Here is a 24112-nt window from a genome sequence, read left to right as displayed (position 1 = left end):
CCACTCACTAGGAGGCTTTTATGGAAACATGGTTCAGCTTACAAATCGACCAATCTTTCACTTTATTCGGTCAGAGTCACATCACGATGCTCACCTTATTTGTAATTGTCTCCGTCTTCATTCTCAGCACAGCAAACTTGCTGAAAAAATCCCGTGCGACCCATTCCCTCATACGCTGGACATTGTTTTGTCTACTGCTTTTTTCCGAAATCAGCTATCAAACATGGGCCATTACTAAGGGCATCTGGGGGACAGGCGAACACCTCCCCCTTCATTTGTGCGGCATCGCCTCTTTACTCGGAGCATTCGCTTTGCTCACTTACCAACCCAAATTGATAAAAATCACATACTTTATCGGCACGATCCCAGCAGCGATCGCACTCATTACGCCTGACCTCCTTCATGGCTATGAGCATTTCCGCTTTTGGAAATTTTTCTTACATCATATGGCTATTTCGTGGACAAGTCTTTTTTTGGTCGTATCTACCTCTGTAAAGATTTCATGGAAAGACTTGTTGGAAACCTTCTTATATTTGATCGTTTACAGCATCTTCATCGGGTTGATCAATACAATAGCAGGCACCAACTATTTGTATTTGCAAGGTCCTCCGGTTACCGGCACTCCCCTCGACTGGATGGGAGATGGTTTCTTCTATTATATTAACCTTGCTGTTACTGCTTTTCTTGTTTTTGCAGTCATGGTGCTTGTCTATAAGCTCGCCGATAAAATGAATAATGAAAAATAGGCAGGGCCTGGGACAAAACACTAACAGCCACAGGAAAAGACGATCAACAGGCGGAGTGGATCATATGGAGCGTAGGCAACATACGTAGACTCCCTCCTGCAAGAACAGCACGAGCGGAAGCCCCCGGAAGATGGTCGTCTCCGCTGAAAGTGAAGTATGTTGAGACTACTGAAGAACTGCAACTTTCTGAGTTATGCATCAAAGAAAGGCCGGGCAGGACGATTTTATCTTTCAACTCGGCTTCTTTACTTCGATGAGACATATATAAATCAAAGAAAATCACTTTTTTCAGATAGGCCCCGTTGCTTCCACGATGAGCGTTCGGTGGTGACACGTGCGGGAAAAGCACGAGTCGAAGATCCACCTGGTCAAGTGATTTTCTTGACCAAGTTAGCTGAGGCCGTGCCCGCGGCAAGCATCCACCGACAAGCGATTCGTTAGAAGCAACAACAAACTTTAACAGTTCCTCTAGATTGAAAAGTGTTTTTCAGTGGCCTCAAGTATGTTGCCGGAGCGGCGTATGCATTTATGGCTTCATTAAGAAAACCCGAACGAAATTTCGTTCGGGTTTTCTAGCGGAAAAAATTCTTTTGTCCCGGTCGCAAATAACAACCGTTCCTATTTATAATATAATATCCATTTCTTAATAAACCAAACGTTTTCGCCGATATAACACTTAAATGGTCGGCGATCAGGCATGGTACATAATCATTCTTGAAAATTGAATAGTTTAAGGGGAGAAACACATGAAAATATGGAATCATTTAAGCGTCGGAGCAAAGTACGCAACAGCATTCATATTCACTGTTATTTTATTTACAGTTACAATAGCCATTTCTTACTACGAGCTTAAGATCGCAGAAACAAGTGTTGAAGAATTAGATGATAGAAGCGAAATTGCAATTGAAACAGCCGAAATGGCTTCATTGGCTCGAACAAAGGATATTAGAATCGCCGATTATGTAAGTGAGCCGAGAAGAGAACATATTGAATCATTTGAAGAAAAAAGAACACGTTTCAATGAATTACAAGAAGTGTACACAGAGACCTTCAAAGGCACAGAGCTTGAAAGCACCATGCAGACAGTCAGTGATGTGGATGAACAAATCAATACTTTATTTTTGGATGAAATAGTAGGTAATGTCAGTAACACTACTGAAATCAGTGACTTAAGGCGAGAGACTCAAACGCTTCGCGCGGAACTCGTGGACGCTTTAGGTGAGTTGCAAACTCAAGCAGAAACAGCTATGGGAGAATCAATGACGGAAACCCAAAGTAACCTGCAAAAAACAATACTGATACTGATCAGCTCAGGCTTGCTCGCTCTCGTGATCGGTTCGGTCATCATGTGGATGGTCAATCGTTCTATTCGGAAGAGAATGGAGGGACTAGTAAAAGCGGCCGATCAAATATCTGAAGGTGAGCTTTACCATGAACTAAGATCGGATAACCACAAGGATGAAGTTGGGCAGTTGACGACATCTATGTCCTTGATGCAATACAACCTACAACAGCTCATTACGGAGATCAGAGACCTATCGACTAAAGTAAATAACCAGAGCCGTGAACTACAACAATCCTCCTCTGAAGTTCAGGAAGCTTCCGAACAAGTCGCAGCTACCATGGAAGAACTCTCGTCCGCTTCAGAACAACAGGCAGGTGATGCTACGACATTGACAGAGATGATGGATCAACTAGCTCGCAGAATTGAAGAATCCAATGAAACAGGAATTAAAGTTTCTCATCAATCTCAAAAAGTGATGGAACAAAGCAATGAAGGTCAAGCTTTGATGGATCTATCTGTCGAGCAGATGCGTGCCATTCATCACGTGATGGAGACCTCTGTGAAAAAAGTACATCATTTGGATGAACAATCAGGGGAGATTTCCAAGCTGGTGCATGTCATCAGAGACATTGCTGAGCAAACGAACTTGTTGGCATTAAATGCTGCTATCGAAGCGGCCAGGGCAGGTGAACACGGCCGGGGATTTGCAGTCGTCGCGGATGAAGTACGTAAACTCGCTGAACAAGTTTCTGATTCTGTCGGGGAAATCACTCATATGGTAGGAAACATTCAGCAAGAGTCCAAAAATGTGTCCCACTCTCTTGAGGATGGTTATGAAAAAGTAGAACAAGGGACAAGCCAAATTCAACGCACAGGGGAAACGTTCCATGCTATCCAGGATTCTATCAAAGCGATGGTCGAAGGAATTGACTACATTTCTACAAACCTGGAGGACATTCAAGAAAACACCACATCTATGAATCATTCGATCGAGAGTGTAGCATCCAGTTCAGAAGAATCAGCGGCAGGGGTAGAAGAAACGACAGCCTCCACACAACAAACAAACAGCTCTATGGAGCATGTCTCCCACCACGCACAAGAACTTGCTGCCATGTCTGAACGTTTAGATGAATCATTGAAGAAATTTAAATTACAATAATAATGACGATAAATCGTTTAACAATAAAAGCCCGATTCCATTTCACTTTACGAGGAATCGGGCTTTCATCTATGGTCGTTCATGTAAGCTCTCAAGCTTCTGGACTCTTGCTTCAAGCTTTTCATAATCTTCTTTGGATACAAAACCAAGCTCTTTCATTTGATCCTGCATTTTGGCTTTCGCTTGATGATTCCACTCTTTATCCTTCGTTTCCCCTTTGGTGATCCAATTATTCACCATCGATTTCGCTTGAGAAGGACTTATTTCTCCCCGTTTAACCATTTCATTAACCATTTTCTCAAACATCTCTTTACCACTAAGTGCAGCACCAAGTCCTAAATGGAAGCCTTTCTTCAGTAAATCACTCATCCTTCATTCCTCCTATTGTGATGAATTCGTTTGAGCATCCTTAGATGATTGATCGAAAACACAACAAACCCAACTACACCAACACCCGAAAGCACGCCACCAATCCACAAGCTAGGCAGCACCGGCACAATCATCGTATAAAAAAGAGCAAAGCCCCCCATAACTGCAAGGACAAGGGAAAGAAGTGTGTAGAAAAGATAGTATTGATGAAACAGCTTGTTTTTTTGATGATAACTCTTCCACTCCCTCTCTTTGTCACCGTCTTCTAAATACTCGATCAATGCACGGGGCAGAGACAGGAGCGGACGTGCTGTTTCCTTTGCCACTTCCTTATAAAGCGAAAAGCTCGAATCCTCTCCAGACATCCATTCTTTAATAACCGGGCGGCCCCACTTAATTAAATCTATCTGCGGATATACACTGCTCAATACGCCGACAATTATCGAAGTCGCACGGCCTAAAAAAGCGTAGTCTGCAGGTAATTGAATGGGCTGCTCTTTGACGAACTGCTGTAAATCCGCCAGCATATCATTCATCATATGCGCATCCAACTTGTCAAAGTTCCCCTCTAAATACATGTCGGTCGTTTGTTTCAGCAACTCTTTCACTCGTTCAGTATCAGCATGAGGGAGTAAAAAGTCCATTTCTTTCAAAGCTTCTATCACCCGGTCATAATCATCAAGGATGAATCCCTGGATCATCGCACGGATGGAATTCGCATCCTCTTTCTTTATTTCTCCAACCATGCCAAAGTCGATGACCACAATTGTCCCATCTGCTTTCAGCATTAAATTACCAGAATGCGGATCTGAATGGAAAGTACCCGCGTATAAAAATTGCTCCACACATAAATCGAATAGTGTGCGGGCAAGCTGTTCGCGATCAATGCCATTTTTTTTGATAAAAGATAAATCCGTGATTTTGGTTCCTTCGATCCACTCCATCACAATCACCCGTTTTGTCGATAAATCTTTATAGTAATCAGGGATGTAAACGGATGAAAAGTCGGAAAAACGCTTTTTGAAATGGTTTCCATTTTCAAGTTCCATTGTAAAATCGAGTTCATTACTTATCACGCGTACAACTTCTCGATATAGGGCTTGTAAATCAGCTTTTGTCCCGTAAACCGTAAATCGGTCGAGCAGCCAAAATACGATTTTCAAAGCTTTGAAGTCCATACGGAAGATATCTTTGACTCGATAACGCTGCACTTTCACCGCAACAGGAGATCCATCTTTCAGATATCCTTTATAAACTTCTCCAATAGAAGCTGAAGCTGTGGCATTCTCTTCGATTGATGACAAGTGTTCTTCTAACGGGGCGTTCCAATCTTCTTCAATCGTCTGCCGTGAACGGTAAAATGGCACAGGCTCTACACGGTCGACGAGGCCTTCTAACTCTTTAATAAACGATTGTGGAAGTAAATCACCTCTTGAACTAAGGAACTGACCAAACTTAATCAGCAGCCCCCCCAGGGCTACCGCTTTTTTGCGATACTCTTCTGCCTGCCCTGAAAGCAACTCTTCCCACTTTCTTTTAGTATCCTGGTCCCAAATCCGATGTCTCTTATGAAACCAAAATATTTGTAAAAGGAATTTTATAGACATCCACACAATAACGGATATCCTGTAAAGTGCTATGTATTTCAAACGATGCCCCATTTTCCGTCCCCCTTCCACCTTCTTCCTCTATCTTTCCCTGATTACTGATTCATCAATCATAAAACCACCCGGAAAACCCAGCGATTCACTTCTCCTATGATAGTGTTCATCAAAGACCTATGGTTTATGAAATATTAAATTAATCCGAAGAAGCTTAGAGACACTCGAGGTCATAAGCATAACTGTTCTGTGGCAAAGTTCACCACGACACAGTTTCGCTTATGCTTGTCGTGTCTACCAGAACGGTTGCACTTTTTTCTTTGTCCAGTTTCTGCGCCTAACCCCTCGAGGTCTTAAGTCGTGGATCTGCGAGAGGGAAGGACACCTCTCTCCGATCCACGTCTTAAGCTTGTCGGGGTTGACCAAGGCGCTTGCACTTTTCTTATCACCTATGTAAGAATTTGTTTATGATGAAAGGGGATTTTGTTATGGAGATTCGTGAGTTGGAAGTAAAAGAGCTGCATACGGTTGCGAATTGGTTATTTCATATGAACGAGCAAGATGATCATTATGTAGCTTGGATGGCTTCAGATCCTAATGAGATTTTCGAACAAATTTGGACGTTGACTCAGTTCAAAGAACCTTTGGCTTATGTAGGATGGGAAGGCGAAGAAATCATCGGCTTTTTAGGGATTCTCCCTTTCTTTGAACAGAAACTTTGCCGTCTTCTCGGCCCGTTCGCTTCAAAGGGGCATGAGAAGGTCATCGATCGATTATGGGACAAAGCTTCTTTGACTGCTCAGCTTCATTTTGATGTAGTTAAGGTTGCCTGTTTCGCATCCAATGAACCTCTTATATCGTTTGTAGAGCGCCACGAATTTGAGCTTTATAATATAGAACGGACTTTGGCTGTTCATAAATCTGTATATGAAGCTTCTGACGAAAAGCATCAATCAATTGTTGATATTCATATGGAAGACTACGGCAGTTTGGATAAACTGCACCCTTCTGCCGCTTATTATACGACCAATGAAATGTTGAATTTCTCTCAGGAGGATGGGAATCACATCTGGGGTTATTTACAAAATGGTGATTTGGCGGGGTACATCTATCTTGAAACGATCATCCCGGATCTTGAAGGGGAAATTTGCTTTGTCAATGTCTCTCCAAGCCACAGAAGTAGCGGGATCGGATCAGCATTGATCCATCATGCACTACAGTATGCTTTTTACGCTTTGGACTTGGATGTGGTCACAATATCGGTCCGTACCCAAAACCAGCAGGCGGAAGAATTATATAAGCAATTCGGCTTCAGGACGATCAACACGATTCACGCTTATCAGAAGACCACCAAGCCGGCCACCAATTATTACCACTAATAAATCAGGAGGGGTATGATGGAAACTTTTATTCGTGAAACCTTGGATAAACTGGGGGACTCCTCCAGTATAATTACAAGTAAACATGTAACCGGAGGCGACATCAACCAGACATTTTATGTGAAAACGGAGTCACAGCCATACTTCATCAAAATTAACGAAAACGTCCCTCCCCATTTTTTTCGAGCAGAAGCAAAGGGGCTGGAGATAATCAGAAACAGCCAAACTATCGAAGTGCCTGATGTTTATCATTTCGACGAACCACAAGATAGTGAAAAGGCCTCCCTCGCTATGGAATGGATTGAGACGGGGACTTCTGCATCCAATGACCTGCTCGGACAACAAGTGGCTCAGATGCACGAACAAACCACTGATAAATTCGGTTTCCATGAACCTACTTTCGTCGGTGAACTGGATCAGCCGAACGAATGGTGCGATTCTTGGACAGAATATTATGCCCGCTTCCGCCTGCTTCAACAAACAGAAGTAGGTGTCGCCAATGGAACGATAGGGAAACAACGCCGTATCCACTTGGAAAAACTGATTGATCGTTTAGATACTTGGATTCCTTCTAAACCCAAAGCTTCCTTGCTGCACGGGGATTTGTGGGGAGGAAATTGGATGACTGACTCAGCAGGGACTCCCCTCCTTATCGATCCCTCTGTATTATACGGAGACCATGCGTTTGAACTAGCTTTCACAGAATTGTTCGGTGGGTTTTCCCAATCATTTTATGATCATTACAAAGAGGTCTTCCCCCTTCCCGATTACTATGAAGATACGAAACCCCTCTACCAGCTGTTCTATCTGCTTGTCCACTTGAACATTTTCGGAGAGCCTTACGGCAAAAGCGTCGACCGTATTTTGAAAAGGTATATCTGATTCAGGAGTAGGTACTCCCTTCTCCTGAATCAGACATGTCTAAAAGCTCCTGGGGGTAAGGTTCAAAGTAAGTTTGCCTTTTCAAATAATCGCTTTGAAAATGTGAGGCCCAGTTACTCAAAACCCTGATTACAGCGTTGAGTGGTACTTCCCCCCTTTTATACTGTCCCAATAATGACCGGAAATTTTCCTTTTCCTCTTTAGTAAGTTCTTTTTTGAAATAGCCGTAAATGTGCTGACAAACATTTACGTGGGCACTTGGTTTAGCCGGTTCCCTCAACAATTCATGCAAAAGCCCCTCATAATTTTCAAAAACCATTTCCAAGGAGTAATGTTCATGATTCGCTACCGCCCGGCCCATCCTTTTTAACGTATCCGGATGGTAAGCCATGAATAAATACTTATTGGTTGCATGAAACTGCCGCAAGCTATTCATCTTCCCACTTTCTTTCACTTCACGAAATGAAGCCAATGTGAACAGTTTTGTCAAAAAATGGCACCTTGAAGTGAGCTCTTCCAACCGCCCCATTTCTTCAATTGCCAGTCCTTTATTTTGTACCGATACCTCTGTGATAAATCCACTCATACCTGCTGAGACTTCGGAATGCTCAGTGCTTCGATACCCATTCACACCTTGCCCCACGTTTTCTTGAGTGCAACTCTTCAATAATAAACCATCAGCAAAAGGGAAGTACTTTTCTAATGTTTGGGAGATCCGCTTCACCACTTTGTCTGTCTCATCTTCCTCTGTGCCAAGGTGAACTAATCGCTCAGCTGGTAGACCTGAACTGACTTCCGACTCCGGTAAGCTATATACAAACTCCACATAGGGTTGCATGCGCTGGACCATTTTTTTCGGAATTCCTGCTCCGTTGCATCTTACTTCAGCAAACTCTATGAACCGACTGATAACAACTTTTGGTACGGCAAAACGTTTCATCCTCATCCCCCTTTTTACGCATCATCCAGTACAAGCAGGATTTCCTCTGTTTCCTGTAGAATAAACATAAATGGACCTATCTCTACAAATTCCCTATTGGATTTTGTCGTGAAAAGTAATAGAATATATAATGTTGTATATTTATTCTTTAATGTTCATAAATAAAAACAGAAAAACGTCAGGAGAGATTTTGGATGAAAGCTAAAGACTTTAAATCATCTTCGCATTTACGTTTCATCATTCCATCCTTGATCGGGATTTTCTTATTCATGTTTCCGATTGCCGGTGAAGATGGAGCGATCACCATTCCTATTGCCATACTCGCGGGGTGGCTTGAAACGGAATTAGCCGATTATCTATCACTGATCATGACAATCATCATAACAATCACGGCTGTCGGAACGATTATCACAAAGATTGCCGGATCGAATTCTTTGGAAAAATATCCATTCTTCCAATCATTATTCAATGTCCCGCCCGTGTGGGTCGTCACCCGAATTTTAGGTATGATTTTTGCAATAATGGTCTACTTTCAAATCGGACCGGAAGCGATCATTTCTGAAAATACAGGGGGATTGCTGCTTGATTCATTACTGCATGTACTTTTCGCTGTCTTCTTATTTGCCGGTCTATTCTTACCGTTACTCTTAAATTACGGTTTACTTGAACTATTTGGAGTTATATTAACAAAAATCATGCGCCCGCTTTTCCGTTTACCCGGACGCTCTTCAATTGATTCACTTGCCTCGTGGTTAGGCGATGGTACGATTGGTGTCCTTCTGACAAGTAAGCAATATGAAGAAGGTTATTATACGAAACGAGAAGCAGCCGTTATCGGAACGACATTCTCTGTCGTATCGATTACCTTCAGTCTCGTTGTCATCCAAGAAGTTGGGTTAGGGCACATGTTTATACCATTTTACTTGACGGTCGGGTTCGCAGGATTCATCGCAGCACTAATTATGCCAAGAATTCCACCACTTTCACGAAAAGCGGATACGTATGTAACTGAAGAACCAGCTGACCAAAACGAAGATGTCCCTGAACAGCACAATTTGTTCACTTACGGCTATACAAAAGCTGTTGAACAGGGTAGTAAGTCAAGTGGTCTTCAACAATTCTTCAAACAAGGAACTCAGAACATCTTGGACATGTGGATGGGAGTAGCCCCTATAGTAATGGCCTTAGGTACGATTGCACTTGTAATTGCTGAATTCACCCCGTTCTTCGCATGGATCGGTACGCCTTTCATCCCATTACTTGAATTAATGCAAGTTCCGTTCGCACAAGAAGCTTCAGAAACAATTCTCGTAGGTTTTGCAGACATGTTCCTGCCAGCCATCATCGGATCAGGTATTGAAAGCGAAATGACCCGCTTCATCATTGCATCTCTTTCTGTCACACAACTTATTTATATGTCTGAAGTCGGTGGGCTGTTGCTTGGCTCTAAGGTTCCAGTGAATATTCTTGATTTATTCATCATTTTCCTTCAGCGTACAATCATCACTTTGCCAATTATCACACTCATCGCTCACTTTTTATTCTAAGGTCATATTAGCAGAACCAGCTAAAAAAACCGCTAAGCTTCAATAAGCTTAGCGGTTTTTTAACTGCTCGATTACTTTTTGTGCTGTGCTTAAACTGGACTGTGGGTTTTGACCAGTCACAAACGGAGCGTCAACTACCACATGATCCTTAAAAGCTTCCCCGGCGTCAAAATCAGCACCAGCTTCTCTCAATTGGTCTTCCAGCATAAACGGTACGACTGATTCCAGACCAGTTTGTTGTTCCTCTTCATTTGTGAATCCTGTTATTTTCTTTCCGTTTAAAATTGGGCGACTGTTATGGTCTACCACTCCTACGAAGCCTGCCGGGCCATGACAAACCGAACCGATGATCTTCTCTTCTGTTAAAAAGTGCCTGAGCAGGTCTTGCAGCTGCTCATTTTCAGGAAAATCATACATCGTTCCGTGACCCCCGCACAAAAAGATGGCAGCAAAATCGGTCGGGTCAACTTTGGATAAAGGCACGGTATCATGAATAGGTTCCATGACCCCGTCCCATACACGAGGCAATTCATTACTATAGCTGTTGGGATCAATAGGAATGCGCCCACCTTTGGGGCTGGATGCGATAACTTCATATCCTGCTTGCTGAAATTCTGTAGATGGTTCAACAAACTCCGATAACCATAATCCCGTTGCGTTGTCCTTATCCATTTGATCGACGTTCGTAACGATCATAAGAATTTTTTTGGCCATGCCAACTAACCTCCTTATACATGTCTCCCCTATTATTTACAAGTGTGTGTATTTCAAACAGAAGTATTCCTTAATGCATTTATCATCCACACTTGTTCCAGGACTGATTTGAATCCAGCTTGTATAAAAGCTTTGAATGATGGGTGACTTTCCGGGATATTAAACGCTAGTATTTGATCAGAAGGGAAATAGGTACAAAGTGCATTTATTACTTCCTCGTAATCTTCTTCACTTGAAAGTTGAAAGATCGTCATATGATTCTTCTTTTCGCGGGAGATTACCAACCGACCACATGCTTTGTCATCTTTAATGATTTGATAATATTCCCCCGCATCCTGAAAAGCAGCTTGATTCTGCCAAGGATACTCATTATTAAGGGGGAATTCTTCCAGCCACTCTCTTTTGTTAAGCTGACACAGCGAATACGGACCATCTGCCAGACGGTTTGAAGGCGGTTTCTGCAAGAGATGAAGCCAATCCCTAATATGATAGCCGTTCTTTTCATACAAGCTTATTGCCGCCTTATTCGTCGAGATTGCTTCAAGAGTCGCTTCATCCACTCCCGACTTTTTATAAATATCGAGAGAAGAGTGGACCAACCCAGAACCGACTCCTTCTTTACGATATTTTGGATGAACAGCGGTCCCCCCGTTATAGGCTGCTTTTTTCCCAGCGACCTCTTGGATACTATTCAGCACAATACCGATTGGCTGCTCTTCTTCATAGGCAATGAAAGAATACAGAGGTGATAATCTTTTCGAGCTCATCATTTTAGTTAAACCATCAATATCTGTCTTTACATTCACGTCATAATCTTGAAAGTTGCCGTTCCAAGCAGTGACTGCATCATGATAAGAACAATCCATCATAGATAAGATTTTCATACTCTGCCTCCCTTTATAAATAAATGTTCGGCAAAGGGAGAGGAAAAACCTCTTAAGATTGTAGATTGGAATCTTTAGCGTCCGTGCGGTGCCACCACTTTTTCAATAGTTGGATACGACCTTCAATAATCGGCTGGGTCAACGTCCGAATTATACTGCTGGATAACAAGTAAACGATGGATGCCGCCACAATTCCCAATCCTATTACGTCTAATATGTGATCGACTTTAAACCAGTTGGCTTCGCGGAAAAACTGAATGAAAAACCCGTGCAACAGGTAAACATAGAGGGTTTTTCCACCCAGGTAAGTCAAACGGAATTCTTTGTTCGGTATCCAGGCGAACACATTGATCATCATGAGTCCGGCTAGCAGATAAACACCTAATCGGATCAGTCCGCCCATTTCCGGACTACCTAATACCTCATAGGATTTAGAACCTAACAGCCATCCTGAACTGAACTCAGGAAACATAGCAATCATACCGGCTACAACGGCCATTAAAACGAGACTGATCTCCTTGATGCGACGAGTCCTCCATTTGTGGACATGGTCTTTCGTCAACCAATACCCCGCCAAAAAGAACGGGAAAAATACAAACGTCCGTGACAGGCTGAAATGATGTCCTACGTCACTGAAATATCCGACTAAAACACCAATTTGGACAGCAATCGCCACTCCGAGCAGTGGTGGGATTTTTTTGAACCAATACAGGAGAATATGCCAGCAGAAAAGGCTGAATAAAAACCAGAGCGACCAGTGCGGATAGAATATTCCAGTCAAACCAGAATCTTTTCCAATGAAAAAGTAATATCCTGTGTAAACCAATTGGAAAATCAGATAGGGCAGAATCAATTTTTTAGCTAATTGTATAATATAATCTTTTTCACCAGATCCTTTGGCAAAGAATCCAGCCAAAAAGATGAAAGCAGGCATGTGAAACGTATAGATCCACGTATATAGGGTGTACATAGGTCTGGAACCATCTGTGAAAGGCTGAATCATGTGCCCGAATACTACCAGGAAGATTAAAACCAACTTCGCATTATCAAAAAAAGCGTCTCGCTTCATGTTGTCTCACCCTTCTTTTTCATTGAACTTCCCTTTAATATTTTTCTTCTACTCTTTATTTACCACATTCCTTTGCATTTTAAGACTAATTTGCTGTAATTTAAATGAACTGTAACCTGATTGTCATTATGGAATCATAAATGTAACTTCTCTTTAGCCCAACCATATTTGAAGAAGAGGAAACTATGATAACGCCCACCATAAAGGGACACCCCCCCACAAGGTGTCCCTTTTGAAAAGCTCTTATTAATCAAAACTGATGGCCCATGTTCCTTTACGGAAAATAGGTTCAAAGTTTCCTTCTTTCGTTTCTCCATCTATATCCAGTTCTGCAGAACCCATCATAAAGTCTTCATGTACCAGGCTATCGTTGACCCCGTGTTGATCCATTTGCCCTTTATTGAATGAAGAACCATCTTTTATGTTGGTTGGATAGGCCTTCCCTAGAGCTAAGTGGCAAGAGGCATTTTCATCATAAAGCGTATTGAAGAAAATGTGTCCTGACTGCGAAATTGGAGATTCATTCGGTACAAGAGCTACTTCTCCCAGACGTTTCGCACCCTCATCTGTTCCCAACAGGTGTTTAAGGGTCTCTTCGCCTGCTTCTGCTTTATAATCGACCACTTTGCCATTTTCAAAAGACAATGTGAAATTTTCAACAAGATTGCCACCATAGTTCAACGGCTTCGTACTCGTCACTTTCCCTTGGACCCCGTTCTTGTGCGGCATTGTAAACACTTCTTCTGTAGGCATATTCGGGTTGAATTCTACGCCTTTGTCAGATTCCGTAGAGCCGCCGTGCCAGATATGATCCTGCACAAGTTCAATCGAAAGCTCGGTGCCAGGGGCCTTATAATGCAGTTTTTTATATTGTTTTTGATTAAGATACTCACGTGCTTGACGCAAACGCTCGTTATGCTCTTCCCAAGCTTTGATTGGATCTTCTTGATCGATCCGCGTAATTTGAAAAATCTGTTCCCACAGCTTGTTTTGGGCCTCTTCAGGTGAAACATCCGGGAACACTTTTTCTGCCCAGGCTTGTTGAGGATAAGCGATGATCGACCATGTAGTCTTATCATTCATAATGTAATCTCTGTAATCGCTCAAAGCTTCCGCACTTGCTTTATTTGCTTTTGCCACTCGCTCCGAATCAACATCTTTGAAAAGGTCCGGATTCGGCCCATAAATAGATAGTAATGCATATCCATCTGCAACCATCTCTTCAAGACCCTCTGCTTTCCATTTCGGGAAGTTTTCCAGGACTTCCGCAGGTGCGTTTTTCATTTTCATATAACTAAGTACTTCATCGCCCCATTCCACGTGGACGTTTTTTGCCCCTTTGCCATAAGCTTTAGCTGAAATCGTACGAACGAGATCCGCCGCTTCAATCGGAGCGTTTATGATTATCCCTTGTCCTCTTTGGATATTCACTCCTTTTTTCAATGCTAAGTCTGCATATTTTTCTAACTGCTTTTGATGCTTATCCATATTAGAACCCTCCAACAATTGGTAATCTTCTATTATTATTTCATATATCCCACTGGTTTCCCAGAAAGAGGCCATTCATGTTTTGTCTTTAAATAATTCAATCGCCCGTTCTCTCATCCGCTTGTGATCCACCATAGGAGCAGGATAATCCTCGCCTATGATACAATTGGCCTCTTCTTGATCCTCAATAGACATCCGGCTGGGATCGTGAATGTGTTTCTTTTTTACATTCTCAAGCTCAGGTAACCATCCTTTAATGAACCGGCCGTGCGGATCAAATCGCTCCGATTGACGTGTCGGATTAAAGACCCGAAAGTAAGGAACTGGGTCTGTGCCCGTGGATGCAGCCCACTGCCATCCCCCAATATTAGATGCAGGGTCGTAATCGATCAATCGGTCTTTAAAATAGCGTTCCCCTTTACGCCAATCGATGAGTAAATCTTTCGTTAAAAAAGAAGCCACAGCCATCCGCAAGCGGTTGTGCATCCACCCCGTCTCGTTAAGCTGGCGCATAGCTGCATCGATAAGGGGAAAGCCAGTCTGTCCTTCTTGCCATTTCCTTAATATATCTTCATCATTATTCCAAGGGATACCCTGGTATTTTTGCACCATTTCTTCATTTCCTGCATTTGGATAGAAATGATAAATCATATTGTAAAAATCACGCCAGGCGAGCTCAGAAACATACGTATCAACACCTGTCGTCTTTCTGCGGTGGTCGATTCGATCTTCAATCTGATGATAGATGGTACGAATGGAAATCGCTCCTGTACGTAAATAACGGGACATAAGACTCGTCCCATCAACGGCGGGGTAGTCTCTCCGTTCGTCATAGTCATAAATATCTTCCTCAAGGAAATGCTCCAACTGTTGTAGGGCTTCCTTTTCACCGACTCCTTCAAACACTCTTTCTGTATGATTCACCAAATCATCGAAAGCCTTTATCCCTTGCGAAAAAGACACCCTTTCATTGATGGAGACCTTCGAGAGTAGTTCGTGGTCAACCTTCTGTACAGTTGGTTTCTGGAGCTGTTTCCATTTCCTGAAATAGGGAGTGAAGACCTTATAGTGATTTCCATCTTGCTTCCTCACTTCACCTGAGCCATGTAAATGATGATCAATATAGTGGTAAACCTCTACATTGATGGAATTCAAGAATGGAAGAAGCTGCTGGTCACGCTTCTTCCCATACCCAGTTTCATCACGATTGAAATAGACCATATTAACATCTAACTGTTCAATCAAGTTCTGGAATGCGGTTTCAATATCACCCTCGATAAAGTGGATAGGCGCACCCTTTTGTTCCGCATCTTCAACAAGGGTAGCTAATGTTTGGAAAAAGTAATCGTGGTTAGGGGTGAATGTTTCATTCAATGCTGGGTCTATGTGAAATACACAAACGATTTCATCCCCTTTTTTTGTATGTTCTAACGCTTTGGCTAAAGCGGTGTGATCATTTAATCGCAAATCTCTGCGAAACCAGACAGCGCGTGTCGTCATCGTGCCCCTCCTTCTCCTTTATCCTTCCTTTAAACTTGCGGGTGTAAACCACGATTCTGTAAGATAAGCAGAGCACTTGGAATATGGATGGTTATAAATTTTCATCTTTTATTTTCCTCTGCTCGATTTTCTCTTAAAAAATCCTTCCTGTCAGGTTTCCACAATAAAAAAAGCTGACCAGGAAACATGGTCAGCTCATCGTCCTTTATTCAAAGTTTTTCATTAAAGTAGCCATTTCGATTGCTGCCGTCGCTGCTTCCCAGCCTTTATTACCAGCTTTTGTGCCTGCCCGTTCAATTGCTTGCTCGATGGTGTCTGTGGTGATAACTCCGAAGATGACTGGGACACCACTCTGCTGTGTGGCTTGCGATACCCCTTTAGCTGCTTCACTGCATACGTAATCGAAATGTGGTGTAGACCCGCGGATGACAGCTCCTAATGTAACAACAGCATCATATTTACCGGAGCCAGCCATTTTACTGGCTACCAATGGAATCTCAAACGCGCCAGGTACATAAGCGACTTCCACATCATCCAGTTCAACACCGTGACGTTTAAATGCATCGACAGCACCTTCGTATAATTTCCCTGTAATGAAATCATTAAATCGTCCTACAACGATTCCTACTTTCAATCCTGTTCCGACTAAGCTGCCTTCTATTGTTTTGACCATTTGTTTGACTCTCCTTCTAGTAGTGGAATAAATGTCCCATTTTGGACTGTTTGGTTTTGAGATACACTTCGTTTTCTTTTCTGGACTCCGTTTGAATCGGTACGCGTTCAACAACTTCAAGACCGAAACCACCAAGACCTGAAATCTTTTTGGGGTTATTCGTAAGAATCTTCAATTTCGTAATGCCTAAGTCTTTCAAAATTTGAGCACCGACACCATAATCTCTAAGATCCGGACCAAAGCCAAGTTTTTCATTGGCTTCTACGGTATCGTAGCCTTCTTCCTGCAGTTTATAGGCTTGAAGCTTATTCAAAAGACCGATGCCCCTGCCTTCCTGACGCATATAAAGCAAAACACCGCTTCCGTTTTCAGAAATCTGTTTCAAAGCGTTGTGCAGTTGAGGACCACAGTCACATCGATAGGAACCGAATACATCACCTGTCAGACATTCTGAGTGCACACGGACAAGTGTAGGTTCATCTGGGTTGATTTCCCCTTTGACCAAAGCGATGTGGTCTTTATAATCGATATCATTGGAAAAAGCAATGGCACGGAAATCACCGTATTCTGTAGGCATCTTCACTTCCACTTCACGTTTTACGTGGTTTTCTTTCTTATGACGATATTGGATAAGGTCTGCGATAGTAATCATTGGGATGTCAAATTCATCTGCCATTTTTCTCAAGTCAGGAACACGGGCCATTGTCCCATCATCTTTAATTATCTCACAAATGACTCCCGCTGGGCGAGCCCCTGCTAGTTGAGCCAAGTCCACAGAAGCTTCTGTGTGACCTGCCCGGCGAAGGACGCCGCCTTCTTTTGCAATCAACGGAAAAATATGACCAGGTCTTTGAAAGTCTGCAGCCGTGGTTTCAGGATTGAGCATTTCTTTGATTGTCAAAGCCCGTTCATCCGCCGAAATCCCTGTCGTGGTATCTTTGTGATCGATACTGACAGTGAAAGCTGTTCCGTTCGGGTCAGAGTTTTTGTCAACCATCGGCATCAGCTCTAAATCTTCTGCCAATGTATCTGTAATAGGTGTACACACCAACCCGCGTCCATGTTTGATCATGAAGTTGATCATCTCTGGTGTGGCATATTCCGCAATTCCAACCAGATCTCCTTCATTTTCACGATCTTCATCATCACAAACAATAACCATTTTTCCCTGCTTCAAATCTTCTATTGCTTTTTCAATACTATCAAACATACTCTCACCCTCTTAAGCAAAGCCATTGTCAGAGAGGAATTGCTTCGACAATCCTGACTTAGGCTCTTCGTTTTTTTGACCGCCCAAGAAGTGGGCTACATACTTTCCGATCATATCGCACTCGATGTTCACGTGATCCCCAGGACCTTTCCCACCTAGTACCGTGTGTTCCATCGTATGAGGAATTAAAGAAATCGTCACTTTATTATCCTTTACGCCGAAAACAGTCAAGGACGTACCATCAACAGCGATTGAACCTTTATATACAAAATAATGAATGAGTTCATCAGGCAATTCAATTTCATAATAAACTGCGTTTGATTCTGGATTTTTGGAAACGATCGTACCTGTACCATCAATATGACCGGATACAAGGTGACCCCCGAAGCGCCCCCCGGCGCCCATGGCCCGTTCTAGATTCACTGGACTTCCTTGTTTCAATTCGTGAATATTCGTAGCCCGGTAGGTTTCAGGCATGACATCAAAAGAAACTGTGTGCTCCGTGAAATCCGTCACCGTCAAGCAGACACCGTTAATGGAAATGCTATCCCCGAGCTTGGCATCTGTTAATATTTCTTCTGCCGTCACAGTAATCTCTAATGATTCGGTTTTACTTTTCACAGATTTCAATGTCCCTATTTCTTCAACTATCCCTGTAAACATCGCCATTCTCCTTTTTCACTGAAACAATCTTCAGATCTTCTCCCAGTATTTCAGTGGAAACGATTTGAAAAGATTGCACGTTTTTCAGCTGCTGAATCCCCTTTCCTGCTACAGGGGTCAACGCTTCTTTTCCACCAATAAGCTTCGGGGCCATATAAGTGATCGTTTCATCTACCTTGTCTAAACGGACGAATGCATCAGCGATTGTAGCGCCTCCTTCGACAAGCAACGACGTCACTTTGTGCTCACCTAAGTATCGGAGCACCTCTTCAACAGACACCCTTTCACCCACTAGAGGTATGACCCGGACATGCGGATGCTCTTGAAAAGATTGCAAATGTGCATCCGGGACTTGGCTGCCTACGAAAATCCAGGTAGGGGCCTGATCATTTAAAATAAGCTGAGATGAAAGGGGCGTTCTCAAATGGGTGTCCATTACGATCCTTATCGGATGGCTGCCATTCCCTTCAATCCTCGTTGTCAATGCAGGGTTATCCGCAAGCACCGTGTTGACCCCGACCAAAATAGCATCAGATTTATGACGATAAAAATGGCCATCACGACGGGATTCTTCCCCTGTAATCCACTGGCTTTCACCCGAAGCAGTCGCTATCTTCCCATCTAAACTCATCGCCGATTTCAGTCTGACATAGGGTTCTCCCGTCTGTATGAAATGAAAAAATGAGCGATTCAGTTCGTCAGCCGCTTCTTTCCATACACCTGTACGTACCTCCAGCCCTTTATCTTTCATCATCTGTATACCCCTGCCTGCGACTTTCGGATTGGGGTCATGGGATGCTACTACAACTCGCCTTATCCCAGCTTTAATGACTGCTTCCGCACAAGGAGGAGTCTTTCCATAGTGGCTGCATGGTTCTAATGTGACATAAATCTCGGCACCTTCTGCTTTACTGCCAGCCATGGTCAATGCGTGGACTTCTGCATGGGGCTCCCCTGCTCGGACATGTACACCCACACCGACCACCTGGTTGTCCTTGACTACAATTGCGGCTACGGAAGGGTTAGGACTCGTCTGACCGACTGTTTCCTCAGCCATTTGTATCGCCATAGACATGTATCTCTCATCACGATCCATTACTTTCACCTGCACTTTTCCGAAAAAAATAGACCCTGAAGAAGACATACTTCCCCAGGGTCTTATACGTAAAATTTTCGAGTACACCTAATAAAGGGTACACGTCTCGTTACATTTTGTACCTTTTACGCTTCTGAAACCTTCTCCCATCCAGACTCTGACTGTCGGCTTTGGAGTTTCACCAAATCAGGGAGAACCGTGCTTGACACTGGTTCTCCGTCGCGGGCTCGGAGCAAATGCTCATTACCGCCGGTTGGGATTTCCACCCGACCCCGAAGGTTAACGATATTTTATTATGTTCCTATATAGTAAATATAAATCAAAACAAAAGATAGTGCAATTCTTATGATTCAACTCTGTTTTATTATTTTTTCTCCTTTTTAAACTATTGTAAAAGCCCAAAAAATCAGATAACATAGGATACATTAAGAAAACGTTTGCATAAATCAGACTATTATACTGCGATTTCATTCATACTTTCATCTATAATTATTTGAAAAGAACAGACTTCCATTACCCATTAAAAAATGCAATCGGTTGCATAAAAACAGATGGAGTCTTTGGACAAATATCATTATGAAATGAGGAATCTTTATGGAACGTGTTTGGTGGAAAGAGGCGGTAGGCTACCAAGTATATCCCCGCAGTTTTCAAGATTCAAACGGAGACGGGATCGGGGACTTACAAGGGATGATCAATCGGCTTGATTACTTGAAAGAATTGGGCATCGACTTCATTTGGATCTGTCCTATGTACAAATCTCCGAAAGATGATAATGGATATGATATCTCTGACTACCAGGATATCCTTGAAGAATTCGGTACAATGGACGATTTCAATCAGTTATTGGAAGAAGTGCACAATCGTGACATGAAGTTGATCATCGACCTTGTCTTAAACCACACAAGTGATGAGCATCCATGGTTCATTGAATCCAGCCAGTCTAAGGACAATTCTAAACGTGACTGGTACATTTGGCGAGATGGGAAGAATGGAGCCGAGCCGAATAATTGGGAGAGTATTTTTGATGGTTCAGCATGGCAGTATGATAAAAAGACGGATCAATATTATCTCCATTTGTTCTCAACAAAACAGCCGGATTTGAACTGGGAAAACCCTGAAGTCCGTGAAGCCTTGTATGATACAGTCAATTGGTGGCTGGATAAAGGAATTGATGGATTCAGAATTGATGCCATCAGCCACATCAAAAAGCGTCCCGGCTTCCCCGACATGCCGAATCCGCAAAAGAAGAAATATGTTTCTTCCTTTGATATGCACATGAACCAAAAAGGAATTCATGAATTTTTACAAGAATTCAAGGAGCGAACATATTCAAACTATAATGTCCTGACTGTCGGTGAAGCGAACGGAGTCAATGCAGAGGAAGCGGACCTCTGGGTCGGGGACAACGGAAAAATGGATATGATTTTCCAATTCGAACACTTAGATCTTTGGGATCAAGATGCAGAGCAGCAACTTGATATCATCGGCTTGAAAAAAGTATTGACCCGCTGGCAGAAAGCGCTTGAAGATGACGGTTGGAATGCACTGTTCGTTGAGAACCACGACAAAGCGAGGGTCGTTTCCACTTGGGGTGATGATGAAACATATTGGCGTGAGAGCGCAACTTCGATCGGGATCATGTATTTCTTCATGCAAGGGACTCCATACATTTACCAGGGACAGGAAATCGGAATGACGAATGTTGCCTTCCCTTCCATCGAAGATTATGATGATGTGGCGGCAAAGAATTTATACAAAGCGAAAAAAGAACAAGGAATGAAGCATGAGGACATCATGAAAATTCTCTGGAACACATCCCGCGATAACAGCCGAACACCCATGCAATGGAGCAGCAAGCCCCAGGCAGGATTCACGACCGGCACACCCTGGATGAAAATCAATCCGAATTATAAAGTGATCAACGTCGAGGACCAACAAAGCAGTTCTCAATCCATATTGAGTCATTATAAAGAAATGATTAAATTGAAAAAGAAGCACGCCTTGTTCACATATGGGTCCTATGACTTGTTGCTGGAAGATGATGCTTGCATTTATGCCTACACTCGTACACTTGATAATAAGGTTGCACTTGTCATTACGAACTTAACGAAATCTGAATGCAGTTTCCAGTCTTCTTACACTTTAAGTTCTGAGCAGATGATTTTGTCCAATTATAATGTTCATCAGCATGTGGGGATAAAGAGTTTCACCTTAAAGCCATTCGAAGCCAGAGTATATTTGTTAGATAAATAAATTCCTGCACCAAGACCCAAAACATCCGCATGCTTGGCCGCTTTATAATTTTCCATATTACAAAAAAGGCCTCTCGCCAATCATGGCTGGAGGCCTTTTTCATTATTCACTAATATACGTCTCTGCATCCATTTCAAGCTCAACGTTACCCTCAATGGCTTTAGAAATCATGCAGCTCTTTTCTGCTTTTTCTATTAATCGATTTAATTTGTTCAAGTCTACCTCATCCGCTTCCGAACTCAATAAAACACGTGGGCGATGAATGATTTTTTTATAAGTGAATACGCCCTCTGTAACATCGACAATCCCTTCAGACTCCATATCCAATTCTTTCAATGGCAGATCTGCTCGTTCAATCATTGCGGCTAAACTGATGATATAACAAGTAGCGGCTGCCCCTAACAACATTTCATCAGGGTTCGTACCAATGTCAGGTCCATTCATCTCTTTCGGAATAGAAATTTCAGTTTTCAATTTATCGGACTCTATATAACCGACTTCATTACGGCCTCCTGGCCAGTCTGCTTTCAAATGAAAGTGATGTAAAGCCAAAGTAACTCTCTCCTAACGTTTATCGTGAATATTTTTCTCCATTTTAACGAATTCGAACTTCCCTCCATTAGTCGCTTGAATGAAGGTTTCTTTCCTACAGAACCCAGCCTTTTCATAGACTGAAATAGCCCGTTGATTGAAGGCAGCGACAGAAAGAGTGAAGGAATCAGCTTGATATTGATGATTAACAAAACCAAGTCCCTGTTCTAAAAATGCCTTCCCCTTTCCTCTTCCCGTAAGCTGGGGGTGCATACCCAACCCGATATCGACCGTTCGTTCCCCCAACGGGTTTATAGTAAAAAAGCCGATGAGTTGGTGACGATCATAAACACTGTACGTATGCCGGCTTCTTTTTTCTGGATGAATGAACTCTTCATAGTCTTCTTCATCAGCCGTCATATCGTAAAAGTTATAGGGAGGCGGATACTTCCATGCAGCTATTGTTTCGGCTTCATCCTGTGTCATCAAACTCAAATGCAGAGCGTTCATGAACCTTGCTCCCAGTCTTTTTTGAAGCGTGTCATCTTCATTTGTAATTGTTCAATCATGTCGAGTACACGATTGAAATCTTCCATATCCACATCTTCGGCCTCCATTGTGGAGACGACTTGGTTTAACATTTGGATACGATTCTTAATATAATGAAACTGTTCAGAAGGATGTTGAGCTGCTTTCCCCATCCTGGTCCCTCCTCATTCAAAAGTATGGTTATCTCCATCATACCTCCATTCAGAAAAAGATGAAACGATTAAGATCATCAAACTAAAACCCGAACGAATGCTCAGGTTGTGCGGCAAATTCCGATAATAGCAATGGCAGATATACTAAAAACGGGACTGGGACAAAACACTAATTGCCACTTGAAAAGACGAACAATAAGGTAGAATGGATCAAATGGAGCGTAGTCAACATACGTAGACTACTGCGGGAACGCACGAGTCGAAGACCCCGGAAGACAGCGGTCTTTGCTTTCTGAGGAGGCTGAGGCCGTGCCCGCGGAAAGCGAAGTATGTTGCCGGAGCGGCGTATGTATTTATTGCTTCATAAAGAAACCCCGAACGAATTTCGGGGTTTCTAGCGGAAAAAATTCTTTTGTCACAGCCTTGTTTTATTTACGCTTCTTCTACTTCTTTTTTGCTTGATAAAAACCAACCAAGGACAGCAATCAAAACAAGCACAGAGTAGAAAATTATCTTCCACACTGTTGAGTGGGCAAAGTGCTCATCAAGTATTTGGATATTTGGATGAGCAAGGGTAGATACAACAAGCTTCACACCGACCCAGCCAACGATAACGAAGGCGGCTACTTCCAAACCAGGTCTTGATTTAAGCAATCTCACGAACACGTTTGCTGCAAAACGCATGATGATGATACCGATCATACCCCCGGTAAGAATAACAGCAAACTGAGCACCATCTAAACTACCTACAGAAGGCAGATCCGTCTCAGGCAATGCGACAGCTAACGCAACGGCAGCAAGGATGGAGTCGACAGCAAATGCCAGGTCAGCCAGTTCTACCTTGAGTACAGTAGCCCAAAACCCTTTCCCTCTTTGGTTCATTGCATCCTCTTCGGTTACTTCCTCTACTTCTTCCTCCCCGCGCTTCCGCCATTTATCGATAAGGTGTTTACCAGAGATGAATAACAGATAGGCCGCACCCAGCGCCTGTACCTGCCATACATCTACGAGGAATGAGATGATGAATAGAGATCCAAACCTAAGTATAAAAGCACCAGCTAAACCATAAAATAAAGCTTTCTTCCTTTTCTCTTCTGGTAAGTGTTTAACCATGATTGCCAATACCAGTGCGTTATCTGCTGCAAGTATTCCTTCTAAACCTACTAAGACAATCAATACCCAGCCGTATTCAATCAGTAATTGTGCATCCACGTATATTCTCTCCTTTTCCCATAAAAAAATGATCCCCACCGCTATGGTAAGGACCAAATAAATAGACCTTTACCACTGTGGGTAAAGGTCTCGCTAACAACGTACGTTGCCAATAAAGCCGGGGATTTTTCCCGAAATGACGACTTTATTGTACCAGCTACTCCCCTTTAGGAATGCTACATCTATACCTATCATAGCACGCAACCT

The 24112-nt window shown here is 42.8% G+C and carries 22 protein-coding genes and 1 riboswitch; of the genes, 6 read left to right on the top strand and 16 right to left on the bottom strand.

Annotated elements, in window-relative coordinates; genetic code table 11:
• Positions 1 to 20: 20 nt before the first annotated feature.
• Both HLI_RS13940 and HLI_RS13935 read left to right on the top strand, forming a co-directional pair.
• Positions 21 to 746, top strand: coding sequence for a YwaF family protein (locus HLI_RS13940; RefSeq protein ID WP_128525530.1), 726 nt, complete (start codon positions 21 to 23; stop codon positions 744 to 746).
• A 746-nt stretch (positions 747 to 1492) separates the two neighbouring features.
• A complete protein-coding gene (locus HLI_RS13935; RefSeq protein ID WP_128525529.1) occupies positions 1493 to 3190 on the top strand; it encodes a methyl-accepting chemotaxis protein in 1698 nt (565 codons plus the stop codon).
• Positions 3191 to 3259: 69 nt separating this feature from the next.
• Here the strand turns inward: HLI_RS13935 and HLI_RS13930 are convergent, their stop codons facing one another.
• Both HLI_RS13930 and HLI_RS13925 read right to left on the bottom strand, forming a co-directional pair.
• Positions 3260 to 3559, bottom strand: a complete 300-nt coding sequence (locus HLI_RS13930; protein WP_128525528.1) for a phasin family protein — start codon at positions 3557 to 3559, stop codon at positions 3260 to 3262.
• On the bottom strand, positions 3556 to 5220 hold the full coding sequence (locus HLI_RS13925; RefSeq protein ID WP_128525527.1) for an ABC1 kinase family protein: 1665 nt from the start codon (positions 5218 to 5220) through the stop codon (positions 3556 to 3558). Before HLI_RS13925 ends, HLI_RS13930 begins: the two co-directional genes overlap by 4 nt.
• Before the next feature lie 428 nt (positions 5221 to 5648).
• Here HLI_RS13925 and HLI_RS13920 point away from each other — a divergent pair, with 428 nt between their 5' ends.
• The gene (locus tag HLI_RS13920) at positions 5649 to 6539 is read left to right on the top strand and encodes a GNAT family N-acetyltransferase (RefSeq protein ID WP_128525526.1); all 891 of its coding nucleotides are present in this window, start codon (positions 5649 to 5651) and stop codon (positions 6537 to 6539) included.
• A gap of 18 nt (positions 6540 to 6557) precedes the next feature.
• Entirely contained in the window at positions 6558 to 7421 is an 864-nt protein-coding gene (locus tag HLI_RS13915; RefSeq protein ID WP_128525525.1) for a fructosamine kinase family protein, read from the top strand.
• Between the two features lies 1 nt (position 7422).
• Here the strand turns inward: HLI_RS13915 and HLI_RS13910 are convergent, their stop codons facing one another.
• Positions 7423 to 8361, bottom strand: coding sequence for a YbgA family protein (locus HLI_RS13910; protein WP_128525524.1), 939 nt, complete (start codon positions 8359 to 8361; stop codon positions 7423 to 7425).
• A 194-nt stretch (positions 8362 to 8555) separates the two neighbouring features.
• On the opposite strand from HLI_RS13910, the gene HLI_RS13905 reads away from it, so the two are divergent.
• Positions 8556 to 9908 carry a YjiH family protein gene (locus HLI_RS13905; RefSeq protein WP_128525523.1) on the top strand — a complete coding sequence of 451 codons (1353 nt, stop codon included), beginning with the start codon at positions 8556 to 8558 and terminating at the stop codon, positions 9906 to 9908.
• Positions 9909 to 9956: 48 nt separating this feature from the next.
• Here HLI_RS13905 and HLI_RS13900 read toward each other — a convergent pair whose 3' ends face one another.
• From HLI_RS13900 to ribD, 9 genes are all read right to left on the bottom strand, one after another.
• Positions 9957 to 10622, bottom strand: coding sequence for a type 1 glutamine amidotransferase domain-containing protein (locus tag HLI_RS13900; protein WP_128525522.1), 666 nt, complete (start codon positions 10620 to 10622; stop codon positions 9957 to 9959).
• Positions 10623 to 10675: 53 nt separating this feature from the next.
• Positions 10676 to 11506 carry a GNAT family N-acetyltransferase gene (locus HLI_RS13895; protein WP_128525521.1) on the bottom strand — a complete coding sequence of 277 codons (831 nt, stop codon included), beginning with the start codon at positions 11504 to 11506 and terminating at the stop codon, positions 10676 to 10678.
• 52 nt (positions 11507 to 11558) lie between these two features.
• A complete protein-coding gene (locus HLI_RS13890) occupies positions 11559 to 12575 on the bottom strand; it encodes an acyltransferase family protein (protein WP_128525520.1) in 1017 nt (338 codons plus the stop codon).
• A 246-nt stretch (positions 12576 to 12821) separates the two neighbouring features.
• Positions 12822 to 14063 (bottom strand): aminopeptidase, encoded by a 1242-nt coding sequence (locus HLI_RS13885; RefSeq protein ID WP_128525519.1) that lies wholly within the window; start codon positions 14061 to 14063, stop codon positions 12822 to 12824.
• Between the two features lie 75 nt (positions 14064 to 14138).
• Positions 14139 to 15563: a cryptochrome/photolyase family protein gene (locus tag HLI_RS13880; RefSeq protein ID WP_128525518.1), complete on the bottom strand. Its 1425-nt coding sequence runs from the start codon at positions 15561 to 15563 to the stop codon at positions 14139 to 14141.
• Between the two features lie 205 nt (positions 15564 to 15768).
• The gene (gene ribH / locus HLI_RS13875) at positions 15769 to 16236 is read right to left on the bottom strand and encodes a 6,7-dimethyl-8-ribityllumazine synthase (protein WP_128525517.1); all 468 of its coding nucleotides are present in this window, start codon (positions 16234 to 16236) and stop codon (positions 15769 to 15771) included.
• A 16-nt stretch (positions 16237 to 16252) separates the two neighbouring features.
• Positions 16253 to 17446 carry a bifunctional 3,4-dihydroxy-2-butanone-4-phosphate synthase/GTP cyclohydrolase II gene (locus HLI_RS13870; protein WP_128525516.1) on the bottom strand — a complete coding sequence of 398 codons (1194 nt, stop codon included), beginning with the start codon at positions 17444 to 17446 and terminating at the stop codon, positions 16253 to 16255.
• Positions 17447 to 17458: 12 nt separating this feature from the next.
• On the bottom strand, positions 17459 to 18109 hold the full coding sequence (gene ribE / locus HLI_RS13865) for a riboflavin synthase (RefSeq protein ID WP_128525515.1): 651 nt from the start codon (positions 18107 to 18109) through the stop codon (positions 17459 to 17461).
• Positions 18090 to 19205, bottom strand: coding sequence for a bifunctional diaminohydroxyphosphoribosylaminopyrimidine deaminase/5-amino-6-(5-phosphoribosylamino)uracil reductase RibD (ribD, locus tag HLI_RS13860; protein ID WP_128525514.1), 1116 nt, complete (start codon positions 19203 to 19205; stop codon positions 18090 to 18092). Before ribD ends, ribE begins: the two co-directional genes overlap by 20 nt.
• A 134-nt stretch (positions 19206 to 19339) precedes the next feature.
• Positions 19340 to 19489, bottom strand: a riboswitch (FMN riboswitch).
• A gap of 310 nt (positions 19490 to 19799) precedes the next feature.
• Between ribD and HLI_RS13855 the strand changes: the two genes are divergently transcribed.
• Positions 19800 to 21461 (top strand): glycoside hydrolase family 13 protein, encoded by a 1662-nt coding sequence (locus tag HLI_RS13855; RefSeq protein WP_128525513.1) that lies wholly within the window; start codon positions 19800 to 19802, stop codon positions 21459 to 21461.
• Between the two features lie 102 nt (positions 21462 to 21563).
• On the opposite strand, the gene HLI_RS13850 is transcribed toward HLI_RS13855, so the two are convergent.
• From HLI_RS13850 to HLI_RS13835, 4 genes are all read right to left on the bottom strand, one after another.
• The gene (locus HLI_RS13850) at positions 21564 to 22013 is read right to left on the bottom strand and encodes an OsmC family protein (RefSeq protein ID WP_128525512.1); all 450 of its coding nucleotides are present in this window, start codon (positions 22011 to 22013) and stop codon (positions 21564 to 21566) included.
• 12 nt (positions 22014 to 22025) lie between these two features.
• Entirely contained in the window at positions 22026 to 22502 is a 477-nt protein-coding gene (locus HLI_RS13845) for a GNAT family N-acetyltransferase (protein WP_128525511.1), read from the bottom strand.
• Positions 22499 to 22693: an SE1561 family protein gene (locus HLI_RS13840; RefSeq protein ID WP_128525510.1), complete on the bottom strand. Its 195-nt coding sequence runs from the start codon at positions 22691 to 22693 to the stop codon at positions 22499 to 22501. Before HLI_RS13840 ends, HLI_RS13845 begins: the two co-directional genes overlap by 4 nt.
• A gap of 432 nt (positions 22694 to 23125) precedes the next feature.
• Positions 23126 to 23905 (bottom strand): TerC family protein, encoded by a 780-nt coding sequence (locus HLI_RS13835; protein ID WP_128525509.1) that lies wholly within the window; start codon positions 23903 to 23905, stop codon positions 23126 to 23128.
• Positions 23906 to 24112: the final 207 nt, after the last annotated feature.

This window comes from Halobacillus litoralis (assembly GCF_004101865.1).
GTDB classification, from domain to species: domain Bacteria; phylum Bacillota; class Bacilli; order Bacillales; family Halobacillaceae; genus Halobacillus; species Halobacillus litoralis_A.
Note: the sequence above shows the minus strand (reverse complement) of the source record. Positions and strands in the feature narration are given on the sequence as shown.